Here is an 18,376-nt window from a genome sequence, read left to right as displayed (position 1 = left end):
GGCTTCAGTCCCTGGGGTCGTCGGGATCAAGTCCGTGCAAGGGGAACACAGCGCGACGGGTCTCGCGGATCGCCTTGTCCACCGGCTCCTCCGCGTCCCCACCCCACGGCTGGTGCCCAGGGTCGCATCCATCCGTCATCGACGCAGGCAAAGGCCACTCGGGCGCGATCCGTGTCGCGTGCGCGATCCAGTCCGCCGGCAACGGCCGGTTCGGGTCGACGTCGCGGTCCAGGACAGTCGCCAGCAGGTGCGTCCACGACCGCGGCACCACCCTGAGCAGCTCGTACCCGCCACCTCCGAGCGCGAGCCACTTGTACCCGTGCTCGTTCACGAGGTCCCGGAACGCCTGGTAGATCGCCCGATGCCCGTCCACGCTCAACGACAGGTCCGCGAGCGGATCCTCCTTGTGCGTGTCGACACCGCACTGCGTCACGAGCACCTGCGGCCGGAACGCCCGCAACAACGAGGGCACCGTCGCGTGGAACGCCCGCATCCAGCTGCCGTCCCGCGTCCCCGCGGGCAACGGCACGTTGACCGCACTCCCCTCGGCACCGGCGCCACCGACCTCACCGGCCCACCCGGTACCGGGCCACAGGCTCATCGGATGCTGGTGCAACGAGATCGTCAGCACCCGCGGGTCGTTCCAGAACGCCGTCTGCACCCCGTCCCCGTGATGCACGTCGACATCGACGTAGGCGATGCGTTCCACCCCGCTGCGCAACAGCCACTCGATGGCCACCGCGCAGTCGTTGTAAACGCAGAACCCGGCCGCGCTGTCCGGCATCGCGTGGTGCAACCCACCCGCGATGTTGACCGCCCGGTCCACCTCACCTGACGCGATGGCCCGAGCCGCCACCAGCGACCCGCCCACGACCAGCGCCGAAGCCTCGTGCATCCGCTCGAACACGGGATTGTCCGGCGTCCCCAGCCCGTGCCCGACATCCCACCCGGCCGTGGGCGCCGCCTGCACGGCACTCAAATAGCCGGGCTTGTGCACCAGCTCGATCTCTTCGTCGCCGGCCGGCTCAGGAACCCTCAACTCAACGCCGTCCAGCACGCCGAGCGCCGTGGCGAGCCGGACGGTCAGGTCGAGCCGAACCGGATTCAGGGGATGGTCGCCACCGAGGTCGTACCCGAGGAAGGACCTGTCCCAGACAACCGCGGCTGGCTTACCCATGCCCAGCAACCTACAGTCGCCACTTTCCGGCGCGCCCTCCCAGCGCTCCTTTCTGGCGCACCTCGCCGGAACCGATCTCACCGAACAGGGGTCAGAGGCGACATGCACCTGCGACCAGCGGCCGTCCTCCTCGCACTGGGCCTGGCCCTCGCCGCCGTCACGGGCTGCGCCGAACAGGTCAAGGGCTCAGCGGCAGCCGACCCGAACGCGGTCCAGGAACCCGCCGACCCCACCACGACCACGAAGAAACCACCCGCCAGCACCCCGGCCTCCAAGCCGGCGGACCCCACCGCCCCGAAACAGGGCGACGTGAAGATCACCACCAGGAAGAAGACCACTGGCCTGGAAACCTGCGGCGTCCTCAAGGCCTCGGACATCGAAGCCGCCACCGGCGGCAAGTCCTCGGCCGACGGCGGCTGCATCCACACCACCACCGGCCCGTCCACCGTCATCACCCAGATGGTCACGGTCCCCGAGGTGGCGGACCAGGAAGGCGAGAAGAAGCAGATCGAGATCGGCGGCAACACGGCATGGCAGGTCAGCGCCTCCAAGGAGGACTGCCAGGTCACCGTCATGCTGACCGACGACCCGAACGCCATCACCTCGGCCTTCTCGGTGAGCGTCCTGGCGATCGAGGAACTGGACACCTGCGCCGCGGCCCTCAAACTCGCCACCGAGGGCTTCAACCGCATCCCCAGCGCCTAACTCAGGCGGGCGACATCAGCCGCCGGTCGCGACCTCCCGGTCCAACGCACACCAGTTGGACCACGACCCGGCGTACAACGCCGCCGGCTTCTCGGCCGACGTGATCCCCGCGACCTCCAGCGCGAGCACCACGGACGAGGCGGTGACGCCCGACCCGCAGTACGCGCCGACAGCCACGCCACCCGACACCCCGAGCCCGGCGAACCGCGCGGCCAGCTCCTCCGGCCCGAGCCACCGCCCGTCCGCTCCGACATGCCCGGTCGTCGGCGCGTTGAGCGCCCCCGGAACGTGCCCGGCCTTGGGATCCACCGGCTCGGTCTCCCCGCGATACCGAGCAGCCGCCCGCGCGTCGAGCAGCACACCCTCCTGAGCGAGCGCCGCGGCCTCGTCCGCGTCCAGCACGGGCATCTGCCCAGGCCGCACCACCACGTCACCAGCGTCATCACCGGTCAGGGTGGCCGGCACGTCCGCGGTCACCGGCAGCCCGGCGGCCTCCCACGCGGCGAACCCGCCGTCCAGCACCGCGACCTCACCGAACCCGGCCCACCTCAGCAGCCACCACACCCGCGCGGCGACCGACCCGTCCCCACCGTCGTACGCCACGACCCGAGCACCCTCGCGCACGCCCGCGCCGCGCAGCACGTCCTGCAACCGCTGCGGATCCGGCAACGGATGACGGCCCCCGATCCCGGGCGGAGCGGACAGCTCGGTGTCCAGATCCACGTACACCGCGCCAGGCACGTGGCTGACCTCGTAGTCTTGGCGTCCGGGTGGTCCGCCGAGACGCCACCGGACGTCCAGCACGACGGTGGCCGAACGCGCACTCAGCGCATCGGCGAGGGCCTCAGGAGTGATCAAGGGATGCACGGCTCACATCCTGCACCCGCGCGGACACCTGTGTCCCCCGGCACGACTACCATTGACACCATACGAAGGGGAGCGGGTGTGAACGACCTCATCGACACCACGGAGATGTATCTCCGCACGATCTACGAGCTCGAAGAAGAGGGCGTGGTGCCTCTGCGCGCCCGCATCGCCGAGCGCCTCGGCCAAAGTGGACCGACGGTGAGCCAGACCGTCGGCCGCATGGAACGAGACGGCTTGGTCATCGTGGCGGAGGACCGCCACCTCGAGCTCACCGAGCAGGGTCGCAACCTCGCGATCGCCGTCATGCGCAAGCACCGGCTGGCCGAGCGCCTCCTCGTGGACATCATCGGGCTCGAATGGGAGCACGTGCACAGCGAGGCATGCCGCTGGGAGCACGTGATGAGCGAGGCGGTCGAGCGCAAGCTCATCAAGCTCCTCGGCAACCCCACCACCTCGCCCTACGGCAACCCGATCCCCGGCCTCGACAAGCTGGGCGACGGCGAACCCGCCCCGCCCGCCGAGGCGGACCTGGTGCGCGTGGACGAGGTGGCCCGCCGCGGCGGGGGTCGCGTCGAGGTGCGCCGCATCGCCGAGCACGTCCAGCTCGACCCGGACCTCATGGCCGAGTTGAAGGGCGCCGGCGTCGTGCCGGGCGGCACCGTGGAGGTCGAGGCGCTGGCTGGCGCCAAGGTCATCCAGGTGCGCGGCGGCAACGGCACCACGGCAGAGCTCGACCCCGCGGTCGCCCACGCCGTCATGGTGCTCGCCCGGTGACCCAGGCGACGACACCGGCTGAGAAGGCGGCCGAGGCGTTCCAGCGCCTGCACGGACGCGCGCCCGACGGGGTCTGGTCGGCCCCAGGCCGCGTCAACCTCATCGGCGAGCACACCGACTACAACGATGGCTACGTACTGCCGTTCGCGTTGCCGCACCGCATAGCGGTGGCGGCGTCGCCCCGTGCCGACGGCGTCATGACCGTCAGCACGATGGGCGACGACGGCGGGCTGCAGGAGGCGGACCCGGTCGTGGTCGCCGACCTAGTCCCCGGCACCGTCAAGGGGTGGGCCGCGTACCCCGGTGGCGTCGCCTGGGCCCTGCGCGAGCAGGGGATCGCCGTCACCGGTGGGGCGGACCTCGTCATCGCGGGCGACGTGCCCGCGGGGGCCGGTCTCTCCTCCTCGCACGCTCTGGAATGCGCTGTCGCGCTCGCGCTGCTCGGCCTCGCCGGCGTCGACGCCGAGCGGGCGGACATCGCGCGCTGGGTGCAGCGCTCCGAGAACGACTTCGTGGGCGCGCCGACCGGCATCCTCGACCAGACGGCATCGCTGTGCTGCATCGAAGCGCACGCCCTGTTTTACGACGTGCGCTCCGGCAAGCCTGAGCAGGTCGCGTTCGACGCGGCTGCCAGCGGGCTCGAAGTTCTCGTCATCGACACGCGCGCCAGCCACGCCCTCGTCGACGGTGGCTACGGCGCCCGGCGGGCAGGCTGTGAGCGCGCGGCCGGCATCCTCGGTGTCCCCGCGCTGCGCGATGTCGACATCGCCGAGCTCGACCAGACGCTCGTCCGGCTGCCCGAAGAGCTGCGTCCGCTGGTGCGGCACGTCGTGACCGAGAACGACAGGGTCCTGCGCACCGTCGAACTGCTCCGCAACGGCAGGCTCGCCGACGTCGGCCCTCTCCTCTCGGGCTCCCACGCGAGCCTCCGGGACGACTACCGGGTCTCGTGCCTCGAGCTCGACGTCGCCGTCGACTCCGCGATGGCGGCCGGCGCACTGGGCGCCCGGATGGTCGGCGGCGGTTTCGGTGGCTCGGCCATCGCCCTCGTGCCTGTCGAACGGCACGACGAGGTCGAGCGGTCCGTGCTCGCCGGCTTCGCCTCGCGCTCGCTCACGCGGCCGAGGCTCTTCACGGCGGTTCCGTCCGCGGGCGCGGGCAGGGACCGGTAGCCAAGAACGATCTTGACCAGGAATGCGAGGACTGTGGTGAAGCTGCTCGTCACGGGCGGGGCCGGATACGTCGGCAGCGTGTGCGCCGCCAGGCTGCTCGAAGCCGGACACGAGGTGGTCGTCCTCGACGACCTCTCGACCGGCCACGAGGACGCCGTCCCCGCGGGAGCGCGCTTCATCAAGGGCGACATCGCCGAGGTGATCGGCGATGTCCTCGCGGAAGGGTTCGACGGAGTTCTGCACTTCGCGGCGAAGTCCCTCGTCGGCGAGTCCATGCAGGACCCCGGCAAGTATTGGACGGGCAACGTCCTGACGGCGATTCGTCTGCTCGACGCGATGAAGGATCACGGCACGCCGAAGCTCGTCTTCTCCTCGACTGCCGCGACGTACGGCGAGCCGCGGGAGGTGCCGATCCCCGAGACCGCGCCCACCGCGCCCACCAACACCTACGGCGCCACCAAGCTGGCCATCGACCACGCGATCACGTCGTACGCGGCCGCGCACGGCCTGGCGGCGACGAGCCTTCGGTACTTCAACGTCGCCGGCGCCTACGGCAGCATCGGCGAGCGGCACGCGACCGAGACCCACCTGATCCCGCTCGTGCTCCAGGTCGCACTTGGGCAGCGTGAGCACATCTCGATCTACGGCGAGGACTGGCCCACCGAGGACGGCACCTGCGTCCGTGACTACATCCACGTCACGGACCTCGCGGACGCCCACCTCCTCGCGCTCGAGCACGCCACCGCCGGCGAGCACCGGATCTACAACCTCGGCAACGGCACCGGCTTCTCGGTCAAGCAGGTCATCGACACCTGTCGCGAGGTCACCGGCCATCCGATCCCCGCCGTCGTCGCTCCCCGGCGCGCCGGCGACCCTGCCGTCCTCGTCGCCTCCGCCGAGCGGGCCCGCACCGACCTCGGCTGGAAGCCCGAGCGCGCGGACATCACCGGCATCGTCCGCGACGCGTGGGAGTTCACCCGCGCCCGTCACGAGGCCTGAGCCGGGATGACCGACTTCGCCTCCTTCGAGAGCTACAACGCCACCCCGCGGCTCGCGTCGCTCGCGCTGTCCCCGGACGGCACCCGGCTCGTCACGGTCGTGTCCACGCTCGCCGCGGACGGCAAGACGTGGCAGGGCGCTCTCTGGGAGGTCGATCCCACCGGGGAGCGGGAAGCCGTCCGGCTCACCCGCTCCGCCAAGGGCGACTCCTCCCCCGTGTTCGCGCCCGACGGATCGCTGCTGTTCCTGTCGGCCCGCCCGGACCCGCTCGCGAAGCCGGGCGAGGCCAAGGACAAGAAGGCGCTGTGGCGGCTTCCGGTCCGCGGTGAGGCCGCCGAGGTGTTGCGACCCGGTGGCGGAGTCGGTCAGGTGCGCGCCGCCGGCGAGACGGTGCTGTTCACGTCGTCGGCGTACCGCTTCACGGAGTTCGGCGACGGCGACAACGCCAAGCGCAAGGCCCGCGAGGACGCCGGCGTGACAGCGATCCTGCACGAGTCGTACCCGATCAGGTACTGGGACGCGGACCTCGGTCCCGCCTACCCGCGACTGTTCGCTGCTCCGGTCGCGGACGTCAGCGCCGAGAAGGTCACCACCCTCAGCGAAGACTCCGAAAGCCGGCTCAGCGACGAGGACGTCGCGCTCAGCCCAGACGGGAAGTGGGCCGTTCACGGCCACGCTGTGGACGTCAGCGCCGCCTACGGCCGCAGGATCGAACTCCGGGTCGTGGCCACGAACGGTGGCGCGTCCCAGGTCATCGCCTCCGAGGACGGTTTCTCCTTCCACGGCCCCACGTTCACGCCGGACTCCGCCGCCGTGATCGCGATCCGGTTCCGTGAGTCCACTCCAGACTCCCCATACCGGCGCGACCTGGTGCGCATCGACCTGGCGGACAACTCGATCACGCCACTGGCGCCCGACTTCCAGGAGGAGCCGGACCACCCGGTGGTGAGCCCGGACGGGTCTGCGGTCTTCTTCACCGCGAGCCATCTCGGGCACCAGCCGCTGTGGCGGCTCGACCTGGCGAGCGGCGAGATCACGAAGCCGACGGTCTCCGGTTACTACAGCGATCTGGTCGTGAGCCCGGACAGCAAGACGCTGTACGCGCTGCGCAACTCGGTCGACCATCCGCCGCAGCCCGTGCGGTTCGCCGCCAGCGGAGCCGACCAGGATCCGGAACGGCTGCGTGCGCCCGGCGCCCTCGGTTCCGTGCCCGGCACCCTCACCGAGATCTCCACGGTCGTCGCCGACGGCAGGACCGTCCGTTCCTGGCTGGTGCTGCCGGAAGGCGCTTCCGCCGATTCGCCCGCGCCGCTGGTCCTGTGGGTCCACGGCGGTCCGGTCATGAGCTGGAACGGCTGGACCTGGCGCTGGAACCCGTGGCTGATGGCCGCGCGCGGCTACGCCATCCTGCTGCCCGACCCCGCCCTGTCGACCGGGTACGGGCCGGACTTCATCAAGGCCGGCTGGGGCCGCTGGGGCGCCGAGCCCTACACCGACCTCATGGCCATCACGGACGTCGCCGTCGAGCGAGCCGACATCGACGCCTCCCGGACCGCCGCGATGGGCGGGTCGTTCGGCGGCTACATGGCCAACTGGATCGCCACCCAGACCGACCGGTTCCGCGCGATCGTCACCCACGCGTCCCTGTGGCACCTCGACGCCTTCTCCGGCGGCACCGACAGCTCCTATTTCTGGATGCGGGAGATGGGCGATCCCCTCACCCAGCCGGAGCGGATCCTGGCCAACTCCCCGCACCTGCGGGTGGCCGACATCAAGACCCCGATGCTCGTCATCCACGGGGACAAGGACTACCGGGTTCCCATCGGTGAGGGGCATCGCCTGTACTTCGACCTCGTCCGACACGGGGTCACCGCGAAATACCTTTACTACCCAACCGAAAACCACTGGATCCTCACCCCCGGGAACTCTCGGGTCTGGTACGAGACGGTGTGGGCGTTCCTGGCCGAGCACGTCCTGGATCAGGACTGGGAGCGACCCGAACTGCTCTGAGCTCCGGCGAGCAGCTCACGGGCGCTGTCCAGGTACTTGGCGGACAGCGCCCGCATCTCCGACGGCGGGAACGCGGCGCTGACGGCGGCGCGGATGAGCTTGCTCAGCGCATGGCCGGGGCAGGCCTCCTCGGCCGCGTCGAGCGCGATGGACGCGATCCCGCCGTCGCCACGCTGGTAGGCGTAGAACGCGAGCAGGCAGGCGGGCTCCGCTCGTTCTGGCGCCGGGCTGGCCCTGGTGAGCTCGAGCCACAGGCGTTCAGCCAGCCGGGACCTGGGCTGCGCCGCGAACCCCATGCTCGCGTCGCGCACCTCAGGCACCGACAACGCCCTCGCCAGAGCGACGATCTCCTTGTCCGGCAGTGATCCTTTGCGGTGCTCCACGGCGTCGATGGCGTCGCTCACCCGGCGCAGCTCGGGCCTCGGGTCAGGGTCGTACGAGGTCGTCACGAGCTCGTCGAGCAACGTGGATCGGCGTTCCAGCGCTTCGGGTGGATCCAGGGCGGCGATCGCGGCCATGGCGGCACGCGACTCGAACGTCACGTTGCCTTCGTGTGCCGACGCGGCGGCCATGGCGGACAGCTGGGGATCAGGCAGTGTCCCGTGGCAGTCGATGTCGAGATAGCAGAGCCATCGCGCGTCCTTCTGGCAGGACGGCAGCCACACCGCCTCGACGACTTCGATGCCCACGCCACCGAGCTCGAGTTTGAGCGTGGTGACCAGCGGCTCGTGCGGCAGTTCTTCGGGCATGTGCTCAGATGGCGGGCACACGACCACGAGGATCACTTCCGTCGCGCCTTGTTCCTGCAGCGGACCTTCCAGCTGGGCCGCGAGAAGGCCTCTATGTCGCGGACGAGGGAGGTCGACGCGCATGGTCATACTGATCAGATGGTCTTTCATCACCAGCACGACGAGCGAGTCGGCCGGGTGGAACCCCATCAGGTGCGGGATCGCGGCGTAGAGATCGCCGGCTTCGCGGACGCGGATCGGCTTCGAGAGGGCTGAGGGCATGGGCCCACTGTGGAGGGTGGGGCCGGGTGGTGAGCCGGGTCGGCCTCAAGGTTGTGGACAACTCGGCGGTTGTGGACAGGTTGAGATCTTGGGGTGCCCGGGAGCGGGGTTTTGTCGGGGGTGGGTGCTAGGTTGCCGCGCTTCGGCCTCGGGAGGCCGAAGCGCGGCATCACATCAGAACGTCTGGAACACGGTGCGCCAGCCGCCGACGACGGGCAGTTCCACCGACGTCCGGGTGAGGTCCAGCGACAGGCCTGCACCCGGTTGCGGGCGCAGCGTGTAGTCGTAGTCGCTGGAGATCACGACGAACTCGAGCCGGTGACCGGTCTGCAGGACGTAGTCGTCCGGCACGATCGGCACCTCGACGTCGTAGAACTTGCCGGGCTTGATGGGCGACGTCCGGTCCGGCCGTTCCCTGTTCTGCGGGTCGGTCGAGCCGCGCGTGATGACGTGCGACCTGCCGTCCGGCGCGCGGTCGACGAGCAGCGTCGTCACGTTGGCCGCGGGCCGATCGAAGGCAACCCGCAGGTTCGCCGTCGACTTGCCCGACAACCGCAGCGGCTTCTTGGCCGCCTCCGAGGTGTAGGAGAGCCGGTTCGGCGAGGTCGCCAGGTCGATCAGCGACTCAGCCGTCTTCGTCGCGTCGTCGGTGAGCTTCTCGACGCCGCGGCCGGGCAGAATCCCGAGGCCGCCCTTGGTGGATCCGCCCGCGGACAGCCGCAGCTTCACGTCGGACGTGCCGGGAGCCGGCCAGTCCTTCTCGTCGGTCCACGTCTTGTCCTCGCGCTGCAGCGTCGCCTTCGGCTCCTTGTCGATACCGTTGCGGTGACCCCAGAGGTACTGGGTGAACCAGCGGTTCAGCGTGCGCCGCCACTCGACAGAACGCAGTGTGTCGGGATCGGTGTGCCCGGACTGGTGCAGCCAGATCTTGTGCGGCACACCGACCTTCTTCAGCGCCGAGTACCACTGCTCGACGTGCGTCATCTTGACGTTCCAGTCGTTGAGCCCGTGCACCGCCAGCACCGCCGCGTGGACCTTGCGGACGTCGTTCAGGTAGTTCCGCTTGTCCCAGAACCGGCTGTAGTCGCCGGTGACGCGGTCCTGGTCTTTCGCGATCTCGGCGATGATCGGCTTGCAGATCTCCCGGTCCGCGCGCGTGTAGACGTACTCGGCGAGCACGTCGGCGTCCTCACCCTGGAACGTGCCGGGTGCGACGACGGCGCCGTCCGCGCGGTAGTAGTCGTACCAGCTGGAGATCGCGGCGATCGGCACGATGGCTTCGAGACCGCGCACGCCGGTGGAGGCGACGGCGTTGGGCAGCGTTCCGTTGTAGGAGACGCCCATCATGCCGGTCTTACCGGTCGACCAGGTCGCCTTGATGGCCTCGCCCGTGGCGGTGCGTGCGGTCGCACGGCCGTTGAGCCAGTCGACGACGACACGCGCGCCGATCGTCTCGTTGACGTCGCCCGTCGTCGGACAGCCCGTCGACTTGCCGGTGCCGAGCGATTCGGCGTAGACGACGGCGTAACCGCGTGCGATGAAGTAGGCCTCGTAACGACCCGAAGTGATCGGGTTCGGGCCGAGGGCGGCGGTGATGCGTTCGTCGGAGGAGGACTTCAGCAACCGGCCGTCGCGTTTGTCGGGCACGTACAGCTCGACGTCGACGTTGTGGTTGGCGACGTCGTTGCCGCCCGAGAAGTACGGGCTGACCATGTAGACGACGGGGACTTTGAGGCCGCGTTCGGTGGCACGTGGCCGGACGACCTCGGTGTAGACCTCGTCGTCCTTGCCGTCGCGGTCGCTGTCGACCGGCGCCCGGACCCAGAGGCTCTCCTTCACCACGTCCTTCGGATCGAAGACGGGTTGCGCCTCGCCGTCGGAAAACACCGGCCCTTCGGCGGCTTGGGCCGTCACGGGCAGGAATGGCAGAACCAGCACCGCTGTCAGCAGTGCAACTCTTCGTGCGCCCCTCACGAGGCACCCCCAATGCGGAAGCCAGAGACAGGGATTCGCCTGCACCCTCTCCTTTGACTGCAAGACATGTCACCCGTCGAACGGCCCTTGACCTGAGAGCATGGACCGTGCACATTTCCGACTTCGTCCACGCGTTGCCGAAGGCCGAGCTGCACGTCCACCTCGTGGGCGCGGCTTCCGTCGACACCGTCCTCGCGCTCGCCCGCAACCATCCCGGCGGACGGGTGCCGGCCGACGAGGACGCGTTGCGGAAGTTCTACGAGTTCAGAGACTTCCGGCACTTCATCAACGTGTACGGCATCGTCAACGACCTCGTCACCACCGGCGAGGACATCCGTACTCTCGTCGTCGGATACGCGCGTGACGCCGCACGGACCAATATCCGATATGCGGAACTGACGATTAGCGCGACCAGTCATCTGCGGGCGGGCATCGCGCCCGACGAACTCGTCGAAGCGTTGCGAGCCGGCCGCGACGAGGCACTCGCGGTGCATGGTGTGGCGTTGCAGTGGATCTTCGACGTTCCCGGAGTCTGGGACCGCGACTGGGGCATGACGAGTGCGAGGTTCGCGACCGAGCACCGGCCCGACGGACTGGTCGGGTTCGGACTGGGTGGATTCGAGTCGGACTCGCCGAGGTCGAACTTCCGCGAAGCGTTCGCCATGGCACGTGACGCCGGGCTGCGCATGGTGCCGCACGCCGGCGAGACGACGCCGCCCAGCGAAATCTGGGCCGCGCTGCGCGATCTGCGCGCTGAACGAATCGGGCATGGCGTCAGCGCCGTGCAGGATCCCGAGCTGCTTCGGCATCTCGCCGACGAGGGCGTCGTAGTAGAGGTGTGCCCGACGTCGAACATCCGCACGGGCGCGGTGAGGTCATTGGACGAGCACCCATTGCCGAGGCTCCTGGAAGCTGGAGTGCCGGTAACGATCAGCACCGACGACCCCGGCATGTTCCACACCGATCTCGACCGCGAGTACCTGCTGTGCCACGAGCGGTTCGGGTTCGGGCGCGACGAGCTCTCCGGCCTCGCGCGGGCCGCGGTGCGAGCGTCGTACGCGCCGCACGAACTGAAGGACCAGTTGCTGAAGGAGATCGACGCGCTGTGAGCGATGTGAGCGTGGTGACGACGACGGTCGATTCCGCCGAGGCCGCGGAGTCGCTGGCGAAGGGCGTGATCGAGGCACGGCTTGGCGCGTGCGTGCAGATCGTGCCGATCCGCAGCGTCTATCGGTGGGACGGCAAGGTGCGCGTCGACGCGGAGTGGCAGTGCGTCGTGAAGACCTCCACCATCCGCGTCGACGACCTCGTCGCGCACATCAAGGCGCATCACACCTATGACGTGCCCGAGGTCGTCGTCACCCCCGTGACCGGAGGTAACGACGACTACCTGGCGTGGGTCTCAGAGGAGACCTCTTAGGTGACGTGGCAAAGGTTCGGTGTGCAGGACGCCGAGTCGTTGCGTCGCCCTCGTCAGCGCCACGTACAGCTCGCTGGGCGACATGCGGTGTGGTTCGACGACGAGGACGACGTCGAACTCCAGCCCCTTCGACGCGCGCGGCGGCATCCAGCCTTCTCCGATGACGGCGATCGTGCGTTCGTTGCGTGCGTCAGCATGCGCGTCGAGTTCGTCGCGCACAGCGGCCGATATATCAGCCACGCGACGAGCCCACGGACGGACGCCGGATGTGCGCACCGACACCGGTGCCGACGCGTCTGGGTCGACGAGCTTCAGAACCGGGGTGGCGACGGCCATGATCTCGCCGGGCGTTCGGTAGTTGACCTCCAGCCGGCGGTAGGTGAACCGGTCGAACACCGAACCCCAGCTCCGGACACCGCCCGCCGCTTGGCGCTGGGCCAGGTCGCCGACAACGGTCATGGACCTGTTGGGGCATCGGCGCAGCAGCACGCGCCAGTCCATTGCGGACAGCTCCTGCGCTTCGTCCACGACGACGTGGCCGTAGGTCCACGTGCGGTCGGCGGCGGCGCGTTCGGCGAGAGTGCGCTGGTCGCGAACCTCGTGCCGGGCTGCCAGCACCTCGGCGTTGACGAAGTCCGTGACGATGTACTCGTCGGCGTCCGCGCGCCTGTCGATCGACAGGACGTCCATGACGCCTCGCGCGTAGTCGAGCTGTTCTTCCTCCTCTCGCCTGGCCGCGCGTTCCGCGGTGCCGTCGGACCCGAGCAGGTCGGCGAGCTCGTCCAGCAGTGGCACGTCGGACACCGTCCACGCTTCGGCGTCGGGCCGGTACAGCTCCGGTGCGCCGATCCGGTAACAGCGGCCGGCGTACAGGTCGGCGAGCAACTTCTCTGGTGTAAGCAGCGGCCACAGCCTGTCGACGACGTCGCGCAGCGCGGAGCTGTGGCGAAGTTCGTGGCGGACGTCCTCCTCGATCTCCGGCCAGTCGACGCCGATCAGCCGCAACGCCGGCGCGACGAGTTCCTCGGCGAGCGCGAGGAAGAAGTACTTGCGGGCGGCGTTGTGCGGCAGGCCGTAGTAACGGGTCTTCTCGCGCGCGAGGGCGGCGATGTGCGCGTCGAGCGGGACGATCACGTCTTCCAGCTCGATCTCGACGGGTTCGTCGGGAAGCTCCTGCCGATCTGCGACGGCGACTGCCAGCAGGTGCAGAACTGATATATCGCCTTTCATCCGTTGCAACGACGGGGTGTCCTCGACGTCGGTCACGAAGCCGGGGTACAACTCGCCGGGGGTCGCGAACACGACGTCGGTCTCCCCCAGCGACGGCAGGACGTCGCCGACGTAGCGGAGGAAGCCGGTGTTCGGACCAACGATCAGCACGCCATGCCGCGACAGGCGTTCACGACGCGTATACAGTAGGTATGCCACGCGATGCAGGGCCACAGCGGTCTTGCCGGTGCCAGGACCGCCTTCGATCACCAGCACGCCGGGGCCCGAGTAGCGGATGATCTCGTCCTGTTCGGCCTGGATCGTCGAGACGATGTCGCGCATCGTCGCGGTCCGCGGCGCGTTGAGGGCGTCGAGCAGCGTGGTCGTGTCGGTCAGCAGTTCGTCGTCGTGGAAGTCGCACAGCTCCCGGTCACGAACGCGGAAGTGCCTCCGCAGGACGACACCTTCCGGGTTCGCGGCGGTCGCGGTGTAGAACGGGCGCGCGGCCGGTGCACGCCAATCCAGCAGCAGCGGTTCGAAGTCGTCATCGAACAACCCGACGCGTCCGATGTAGGTGCAGTCGCCTTTCTCCGAGTCGATGCGGCCGAAGCACAACCCCTCCTCCGCCGCGTGGTACTTCCCCACTTCCCTGGTCAGCAGCTCGACGGACGCCTCGCGGTCCAGTCGCTGGGTAACGGTGTCCCGCAGCGCGGCCGCGAGGTCGGCGGCCGCTTTGTTCCGTTCTTTGTCGAGCTTTTCATACAGAGAGGTGATCCGTGCCTGTTCGCTCGCCAACACCTTGCCCCCTGTGATACAATAATTCTGTCTTCCCGGAAAATTCATTCCGAAAATGCAAAGCCATTCTTTCTATCACACTTCAGTCGCGCGTGGAACCTTTCGTGAGATCCCGCGATGAAGTTGATCCGCGCAGGTCAGCAAGCTCGCCGAGTGAGACCGACTCTCCAGTCCCATTGCGCAGACCGATGAGCTGACGCTGACCGTGGAACCCCTAACAGTCCAACGGCCGACGCTCCAGCAATTCGTCGTCCACCGCACCTGAAAATGTAAGATTCAGCGAAGCGGCTCGCACTGCAGGAGAGATCCCGAGGACGTGGTCAAGGCATGAAGCTGGTCATCCTGGGCGGAGGCGGCTTCCGAGTGCCGCTCGTCTATCGCGCACTGCTCGCCGATCGCTCACCCGGCCGCGTGACCCAGGTCGTGCTGCACGACCTGGACGCCGCCCGGCTCGCCGCGATCAATGGCGTCCTCGCCGAACTCGCGACTGATATATCGGACGCGCCAGCCGTGACGACGTCAACCGATCTCGACGAGGCACTGCGCGGAGCGGACTTCGTGTTCTCCGCCATCCGCGTCGGCGGGCTGGACGGACGCGCGGCCGACGAGAGCGTCGCGGTGGGCTGCGGTGTGCTCGGACAGGAGACCGTCGGCGCCGGCGGCGTCGCATACGGGCTGCGTACCGTGCCCGTCGCGCTCGACATCGCACGCCGTATATCAGTCCAAGCGCCGGACGCGTGGGTCATCAACTTCACGAACCCGGCCGGCATGGTCACCGAGGCGATGTCGGCGCACCTCGGCAACCGCGTCATCGGCATCTGCGACTCCCCCGTCGGGCTCGGCAAGCGGGTCGTGCGGGCGGTCGGCGCAAGTCTCGAAGACGCCTGGCTCGACTACGCCGGCCTCAACCACCTCGGCTGGTTGAGGGGCGTCCACGTGCGTGGGCGCGATGTGCTGCCGGACCTGCTCGCCGACGTCGAGCGACTCGAGTCGTTCGAGGAAGGCAAACTCTTCGGCGCGGAGTGGCTGCGGACGTTGGGTGCCATCCCGAACGAGTACCTGCACTACTACTACTTCACGCGTGAGGCGGTGGAGTCCGGCGCGTCACGCGGGGCGTTCTTGCTGGAGCAGCAGAAACAGTTCTACGCGGCGCCTTCGTGGGAAAGCTGGGAGCGGACCCGTCTCGAACGCGAGCAGACCTACATGGCCGAGACCCGCAACGACGAACGCGACAGCGACGACCTCGACGGCGGCGGCTACGAGCGGGTCGCCCTCGACCTGATGCACGCGATCACGTCCGACCAGCGAGCCACTCTGATCCTCAACGTACCGAACGGGACGACCTTGTCGTGTCTCGACACGAACGCCATCGTCGAGGTACCGAGCCTTGTCGACGCGAACGGCGCGCGCCCGGTGTCGGTCAGCCAGATACCGGACGAGGGCGTCGGACTCGTCACCGCCCTCAAGGTCGTCGAACGCGCCACCATCAAAGCGGCCATCAGCGGTGAGCGTGCGCACGCGGTGAAGGCGTTGGCGTTGCATCCGCTCGTTGACTCCGTCAGCGTCGCTCGCAAGATCGTTGACGCACATCCGCTTCTGTCCGGAGTCTTCCGCGCTACGTTCTGAGGTCGTGGACACCACGCTGTTGCGGCAGCTCAACGATGATGTCTGGCACCCGTTCCGAATCGCCTACGGGCGGTTGGACGCGCCGGCGTTCCTGGACCTGTACTCGCCGGAGCTGATCCGCGCGGGCGGCCCGGCGAAACAGGTGTTCGGGTTCTCCGAGTACGCCGACCAGACGGAGCGGTGGTTCGCCGAGCTCGCTGACCGCGGCAGTTCGGTGAGCATCACGTTCCGGTTCGTCGAGCGCATCGCGGCGAACGACGTCGCGAGCGAGCGCGGCATCTTCCAGCTCGAGTCGACGCGCGTGGATGGCGACGGACGCACGTTCTATGGCCGTTTCCACACGTATTCGCGACGCACAGACGGACGGTGGCGCATCTGCGTCGACTACGACACCGACGAGCGCTCAGCGACGTTGGAGGAGGAGTTTCTCGCTGCGGCAGGCGTCGACGACGTCGACGCGTTCAGCGAGTGACCAGGGTCTGATGCCGAGCGGTGGTGTTCTTAACTACGCTCGTCCGCAAATGGACACCACCACCTCTCGCCGCGTGCCACTCGTCATGGGCATCGCCGTGCTCGTGCTGCTGCTGGACCAGGCCACCAAGTTCTGGGCCGAGAGCGCGCTGACCGGCCGCGCGCCCATTCCCGTTCTCGGGGAGTTCCTGCAGTTCAGGCTCCTCTACAACCCCGGTGCCGCGTTCTCGATCGGCGCGGGGTCGACGTGGATCTTCACCATCGTCGCGGCCGTCGCCGTCGTGATGCTCGCCCGGTACGGCATGCAGCCGCAGTCGAGGCTGCGGGCGATCGCACTCGCGTTGATGCTGGGCGGCGCGACGACGCACCTGCTCGACCGGTTGTTCCGGCCGCCGGGCTTCGCGCGCGGGCACGTCGTCGACTTCATCGACTACAACGGCTGGTTCGTCGGCAACGTCGCGGACATCGCGCTGGTCGGCGGCGCGATCCTGCTCGTGCTGCTGAGCTTCACCCCGACGAAGCAGCCTGCTTCGTGAGAGTGTCGGCGCGGCGGGTCGTCTCGGGCAGCCGGTAGCGCGGGGCCAGGCGCAGCACCTCGGCGCACGCCCGATCCAGGTCGATCTTGTGGCCGACCGACACGAAGACGGGTTTCACGCCGTCCTGCGTCCGCAGTGCCCTGCCGACGACCTCGTCGCCGTTGTCGCCGTCCATGACTAGGTCGCTCATCGACCCGCGGGTATGGCCTGGCTGCTCGAACGCGCCCATCGCGTTCTTCGCGACGCCAATGCTCGGGATGCCGGTGTGCACACCGAGATGACACGCCAGGCCGAACCGGCGCGGGTGTGCGAGGCCCTGACCGTCCGCGACGAGCAGGTCGGGCGCAACGGTCACCTGATCGAGGACGCGCAGCAGAACTGGCATCTCGCGGAACGCGAAGAGCCCGGCGATATATGGGAAGTCCGTCGTGTCCTCGACGACCACCTCGTCGAGGACGACCAGCGTCTTTGCATCGAACACCACGCAGACGCCTACAACTGTGTCATTGCTACGGTAGCCGACGTCCAGGCCCGCGACGGTGTCTACGCACAGGTCAGGGGCGCTGGTGGTGATCACTTGGGTGCGCAGGCGCTCCTGTGTTGCCACGGCGGCATCAATTCTCGGGTCAACCGTTCTGGGCCACTCCACGGGCGACAGTGTGCCGTGACGCGCCGTAGTGGGCCGCGAGCAGGTCATCGCCGAAGTCACCTGAATGGCGACGCCAGACTGTATGGACGTGGTTGGCCTCGTTGGCCGTGTTGTCGTACTCGATGAGCAGTTCCGGACCCTGGACGCGGTAGTAGTGACCCTCGCCTCGACGTAGCGAGCCCTCCCACGAGAAGTGCAGGCGTTCTGGGTCGATCTGGGCGAACTCCTCGTCGGCCAGTTCGTACGCGAGCCGGTCGAGGTAGAAGCGGACGATGTCGACGAGCAGTTCCGCGGCGGGTTTGCCGAGCTGGGCCGGGGTCACGCCAACCGGGTCGGACGGGCTGATTCGTGGCGCGTTGCCGGTGCGGATGTCGTGCGGCGCGGTGTCCGAGACGATGGCCAAGCGGCGGGCGGTCGGGCCCATGCGGTCCAAGAGTTCGCGGGCGAGTTCCTCTTCCAGTCGCAGCGGCTGGCCGACCACGCGGCCGCGGTAGAGAACGCGCGCGGGGTTCGCGCCGAGGAAGAACGGTGTCGCGGAGACTCGGCCGTCGGCGACGACGACGTTCACCGACAGGTGGTGTCCTTCGACGCGCCATCCCCACGGCTCGTCGCTGCCAGGCGTGCCGAAGAGCACGGTCCAGAAGTCGCCGTTGTGCCGGTCGCGGAGCCCGCCTTCACGGTGGTCGAGCACGTCTTCCAAAGCCATCACCGCTGCGGCTTGGGCATAAGCGTGTGGGCTGAGCACCGTCGCGAGCATGGCCTGCACCGCCTTGCGCTGGTCTCGCTGGAGTTCACCGAGCGCGAGTCCAGGGCGTGTACCGGGTGTATACGCCCAGCGGTGCCTGAGGTCGTCATCCGTGATCGCGCGAATGGCGTGTTCACGCTGGTCAACGGCGAGCAAACCAATATATCGGTGCGTGGCGTCAGCGACGTCGTGCAGCATCATTCGAACTTATAGGCCTTGAGGTCGATGTTCCGATGC

General features: G+C 68.5%; 17 protein-coding genes. 10 read left to right on the top strand and 7 right to left on the bottom strand.

Annotated elements, in window-relative coordinates:
* Nucleotides 1-4: 4 nt before the first annotated feature.
* Nucleotides 5-1,177, bottom strand: coding sequence for an acetoin utilization protein AcuC (locus tag ACIRG5_RS40880; RefSeq protein ID WP_402915460.1), 1,173 nt, complete (start codon nt 1,175-1,177; stop codon nt 5-7).
* 102 nt (nt 1,178-1,279) lie between these two features.
* On the opposite strand from ACIRG5_RS40880, the gene ACIRG5_RS40875 reads away from it, so the two are divergent.
* On the top strand, nt 1,280-1,882 hold the full coding sequence (locus tag ACIRG5_RS40875) for a hypothetical protein (protein WP_402915457.1): 603 nt from the start codon (nt 1,280-1,282) through the stop codon (nt 1,880-1,882).
* A 15-nt stretch (nt 1,883-1,897) separates the two neighbouring features.
* On the opposite strand, the gene ACIRG5_RS40870 is transcribed toward ACIRG5_RS40875, so the two are convergent.
* Nucleotides 1,898-2,749, bottom strand: coding sequence for a sulfurtransferase (locus ACIRG5_RS40870; protein ID WP_402915455.1), 852 nt, complete (start codon nt 2,747-2,749; stop codon nt 1,898-1,900).
* A gap of 78 nt (nt 2,750-2,827) precedes the next feature.
* On the opposite strand from ACIRG5_RS40870, the gene ACIRG5_RS40865 reads away from it, so the two are divergent.
* From ACIRG5_RS40865 to ACIRG5_RS40850, 4 genes are read left to right on the top strand one after another with little or no spacing between them, the layout of a single operon-like run.
* Nucleotides 2,828-3,523 (top strand): iron dependent repressor, metal binding and dimerization domain protein, encoded by a 696-nt coding sequence (locus ACIRG5_RS40865; protein ID WP_402915453.1) that lies wholly within the window; start codon nt 2,828-2,830, stop codon nt 3,521-3,523.
* The gene (gene galK / locus ACIRG5_RS40860) at nt 3,520-4,695 is read left to right on the top strand and encodes a galactokinase (protein WP_402915450.1); all 1,176 of its coding nucleotides are present in this window, start codon (nt 3,520-3,522) and stop codon (nt 4,693-4,695) included. Before ACIRG5_RS40865 ends, galK begins: the two co-directional genes overlap by 4 nt.
* A gap of 36 nt (nt 4,696-4,731) precedes the next feature.
* Nucleotides 4,732-5,694 carry a UDP-glucose 4-epimerase GalE gene (gene galE / locus ACIRG5_RS40855; protein WP_330278037.1) on the top strand — a complete coding sequence of 321 codons (963 nt, stop codon included), beginning with the start codon at nt 4,732-4,734 and terminating at the stop codon, nt 5,692-5,694.
* Nucleotides 5,695-5,700: 6 nt separating this feature from the next.
* On the top strand, nt 5,701-7,704 hold the full coding sequence (locus ACIRG5_RS40850) for a prolyl oligopeptidase family serine peptidase (protein ID WP_402915448.1): 2,004 nt from the start codon (nt 5,701-5,703) through the stop codon (nt 7,702-7,704).
* Here ACIRG5_RS40850 and ACIRG5_RS40845 read toward each other — a convergent pair.
* Together ACIRG5_RS40845 and ACIRG5_RS40840 are read right to left on the bottom strand one after the other, a co-directional pair.
* Entirely contained in the window at nt 7,674-8,714 is a 1,041-nt protein-coding gene (locus tag ACIRG5_RS40845) for a DUF4192 domain-containing protein (protein WP_402915446.1), read from the bottom strand. The genes ACIRG5_RS40850 and ACIRG5_RS40845 overlap by 31 nt on opposite strands.
* A gap of 174 nt (nt 8,715-8,888) precedes the next feature.
* The gene (locus ACIRG5_RS40840; RefSeq protein ID WP_402915443.1) at nt 8,889-10,688 is read right to left on the bottom strand and encodes a Xaa-Pro dipeptidyl-peptidase; all 1,800 of its coding nucleotides are present in this window, start codon (nt 10,686-10,688) and stop codon (nt 8,889-8,891) included.
* A 107-nt stretch (nt 10,689-10,795) separates the two neighbouring features.
* On the opposite strand from ACIRG5_RS40840, the gene add reads away from it, so the two are divergent.
* Together add and cutA are read left to right on the top strand one after the other, a co-directional pair.
* Nucleotides 10,796-11,797, top strand: a complete 1,002-nt coding sequence (add, locus tag ACIRG5_RS40835) for an adenosine deaminase (protein WP_402915440.1) — start codon at nt 10,796-10,798, stop codon at nt 11,795-11,797.
* Entirely contained in the window at nt 11,794-12,108 is a 315-nt protein-coding gene (gene cutA, locus ACIRG5_RS40830; RefSeq protein ID WP_402915437.1) for a divalent-cation tolerance protein CutA, read from the top strand. Before add ends, cutA begins: the two co-directional genes overlap by 4 nt.
* Here cutA and ACIRG5_RS40825 read toward each other — a convergent pair.
* Nucleotides 12,091-14,115: a helicase gene (locus ACIRG5_RS40825; protein WP_402915434.1), complete on the bottom strand. Its 2,025-nt coding sequence runs from the start codon at nt 14,113-14,115 to the stop codon at nt 12,091-12,093. The genes cutA and ACIRG5_RS40825 overlap by 18 nt on opposite strands.
* A gap of 324 nt (nt 14,116-14,439) precedes the next feature.
* On the opposite strand from ACIRG5_RS40825, the gene ACIRG5_RS40820 reads away from it, so the two are divergent.
* From ACIRG5_RS40820 to lspA, 3 genes are read left to right on the top strand one after another with little or no spacing between them, the layout of a single operon-like run.
* Nucleotides 14,440-15,738 carry a 6-phospho-beta-glucosidase gene (locus ACIRG5_RS40820; protein WP_402915431.1) on the top strand — a complete coding sequence of 433 codons (1,299 nt, stop codon included), beginning with the start codon at nt 14,440-14,442 and terminating at the stop codon, nt 15,736-15,738.
* A 4-nt stretch (nt 15,739-15,742) separates the two neighbouring features.
* Complete coding sequence (locus ACIRG5_RS40815; RefSeq protein WP_402915428.1) at nt 15,743-16,210, top strand: YybH family protein; 468 nt, start codon at nt 15,743-15,745, stop codon at nt 16,208-16,210.
* A gap of 49 nt (nt 16,211-16,259) precedes the next feature.
* On the top strand, nt 16,260-16,745 hold the full coding sequence (gene lspA / locus ACIRG5_RS40810) for a signal peptidase II (RefSeq protein WP_319978286.1): 486 nt from the start codon (nt 16,260-16,262) through the stop codon (nt 16,743-16,745).
* On the opposite strand, the gene ACIRG5_RS40805 is transcribed toward lspA, so the two are convergent.
* A complete protein-coding gene (locus ACIRG5_RS40805) occupies nt 16,717-17,442 on the bottom strand; it encodes an endonuclease V (protein WP_402915426.1) in 726 nt (241 codons plus the stop codon). The genes lspA and ACIRG5_RS40805 overlap by 29 nt on opposite strands.
* Nucleotides 17,372-18,337, bottom strand: a complete 966-nt coding sequence (locus ACIRG5_RS40800) for a DUF3500 domain-containing protein (protein ID WP_402915423.1) — start codon at nt 18,335-18,337, stop codon at nt 17,372-17,374. Before ACIRG5_RS40800 ends, ACIRG5_RS40805 begins: the two co-directional genes overlap by 71 nt.
* Nucleotides 18,338-18,376 lie beyond the last annotated feature (39 nt).

The sequence above is a fragment of the Lentzea sp. NPDC102401 genome (assembly GCF_044765805.1).
GTDB classification, from domain to species: Bacteria; Actinomycetota; Actinomycetes; order Mycobacteriales; family Pseudonocardiaceae; genus Lentzea; species Lentzea sokolovensis.
This window is presented reverse-complemented; position numbering and strand designations above follow the sequence as displayed.

Bases quoted from the DNA above. Each gene is read 5' to 3' on its own strand.
- ACIRG5_RS40880 (WP_402915460.1), bottom strand. From the start codon at position 1,177: ATGGGTAAGCCAGCCGCGGTTGTCTGGGACAGGTCCTTCCTCGGGTAC.
- ACIRG5_RS40875 (WP_402915457.1), top strand. From the start codon at position 1,280: ATGCACCTGCGACCAGCGGCCGTCCTCCTCGCACTGGGCCTGGCCCTC.
- ACIRG5_RS40850 (WP_402915448.1), top strand. From the start codon at position 5,701: ATGACCGACTTCGCCTCCTTCGAGAGCTACAACGCCACCCCGCGGCTC.
- ACIRG5_RS40845 (WP_402915446.1), bottom strand. From the start codon at position 8,714: ATGCCCTCAGCCCTCTCGAAGCCGATCCGCGTCCGCGAAGCCGGCGAT.
- ACIRG5_RS40820 (WP_402915431.1), top strand. From the start codon at position 14,440: ATGAAGCTGGTCATCCTGGGCGGAGGCGGCTTCCGAGTGCCGCTCGTC.
- lspA (WP_319978286.1), top strand. From the start codon at position 16,260: ATGGACACCACCACCTCTCGCCGCGTGCCACTCGTCATGGGCATCGCC.
- ACIRG5_RS40805 (WP_402915426.1), bottom strand. From the start codon at position 17,442: ATGACCTGCTCGCGGCCCACTACGGCGCGTCACGGCACACTGTCGCCC.
- ACIRG5_RS40800 (WP_402915423.1), bottom strand. From the start codon at position 18,337: ATGCTGCACGACGTCGCTGACGCCACGCACCGATATATTGGTTTGCTC.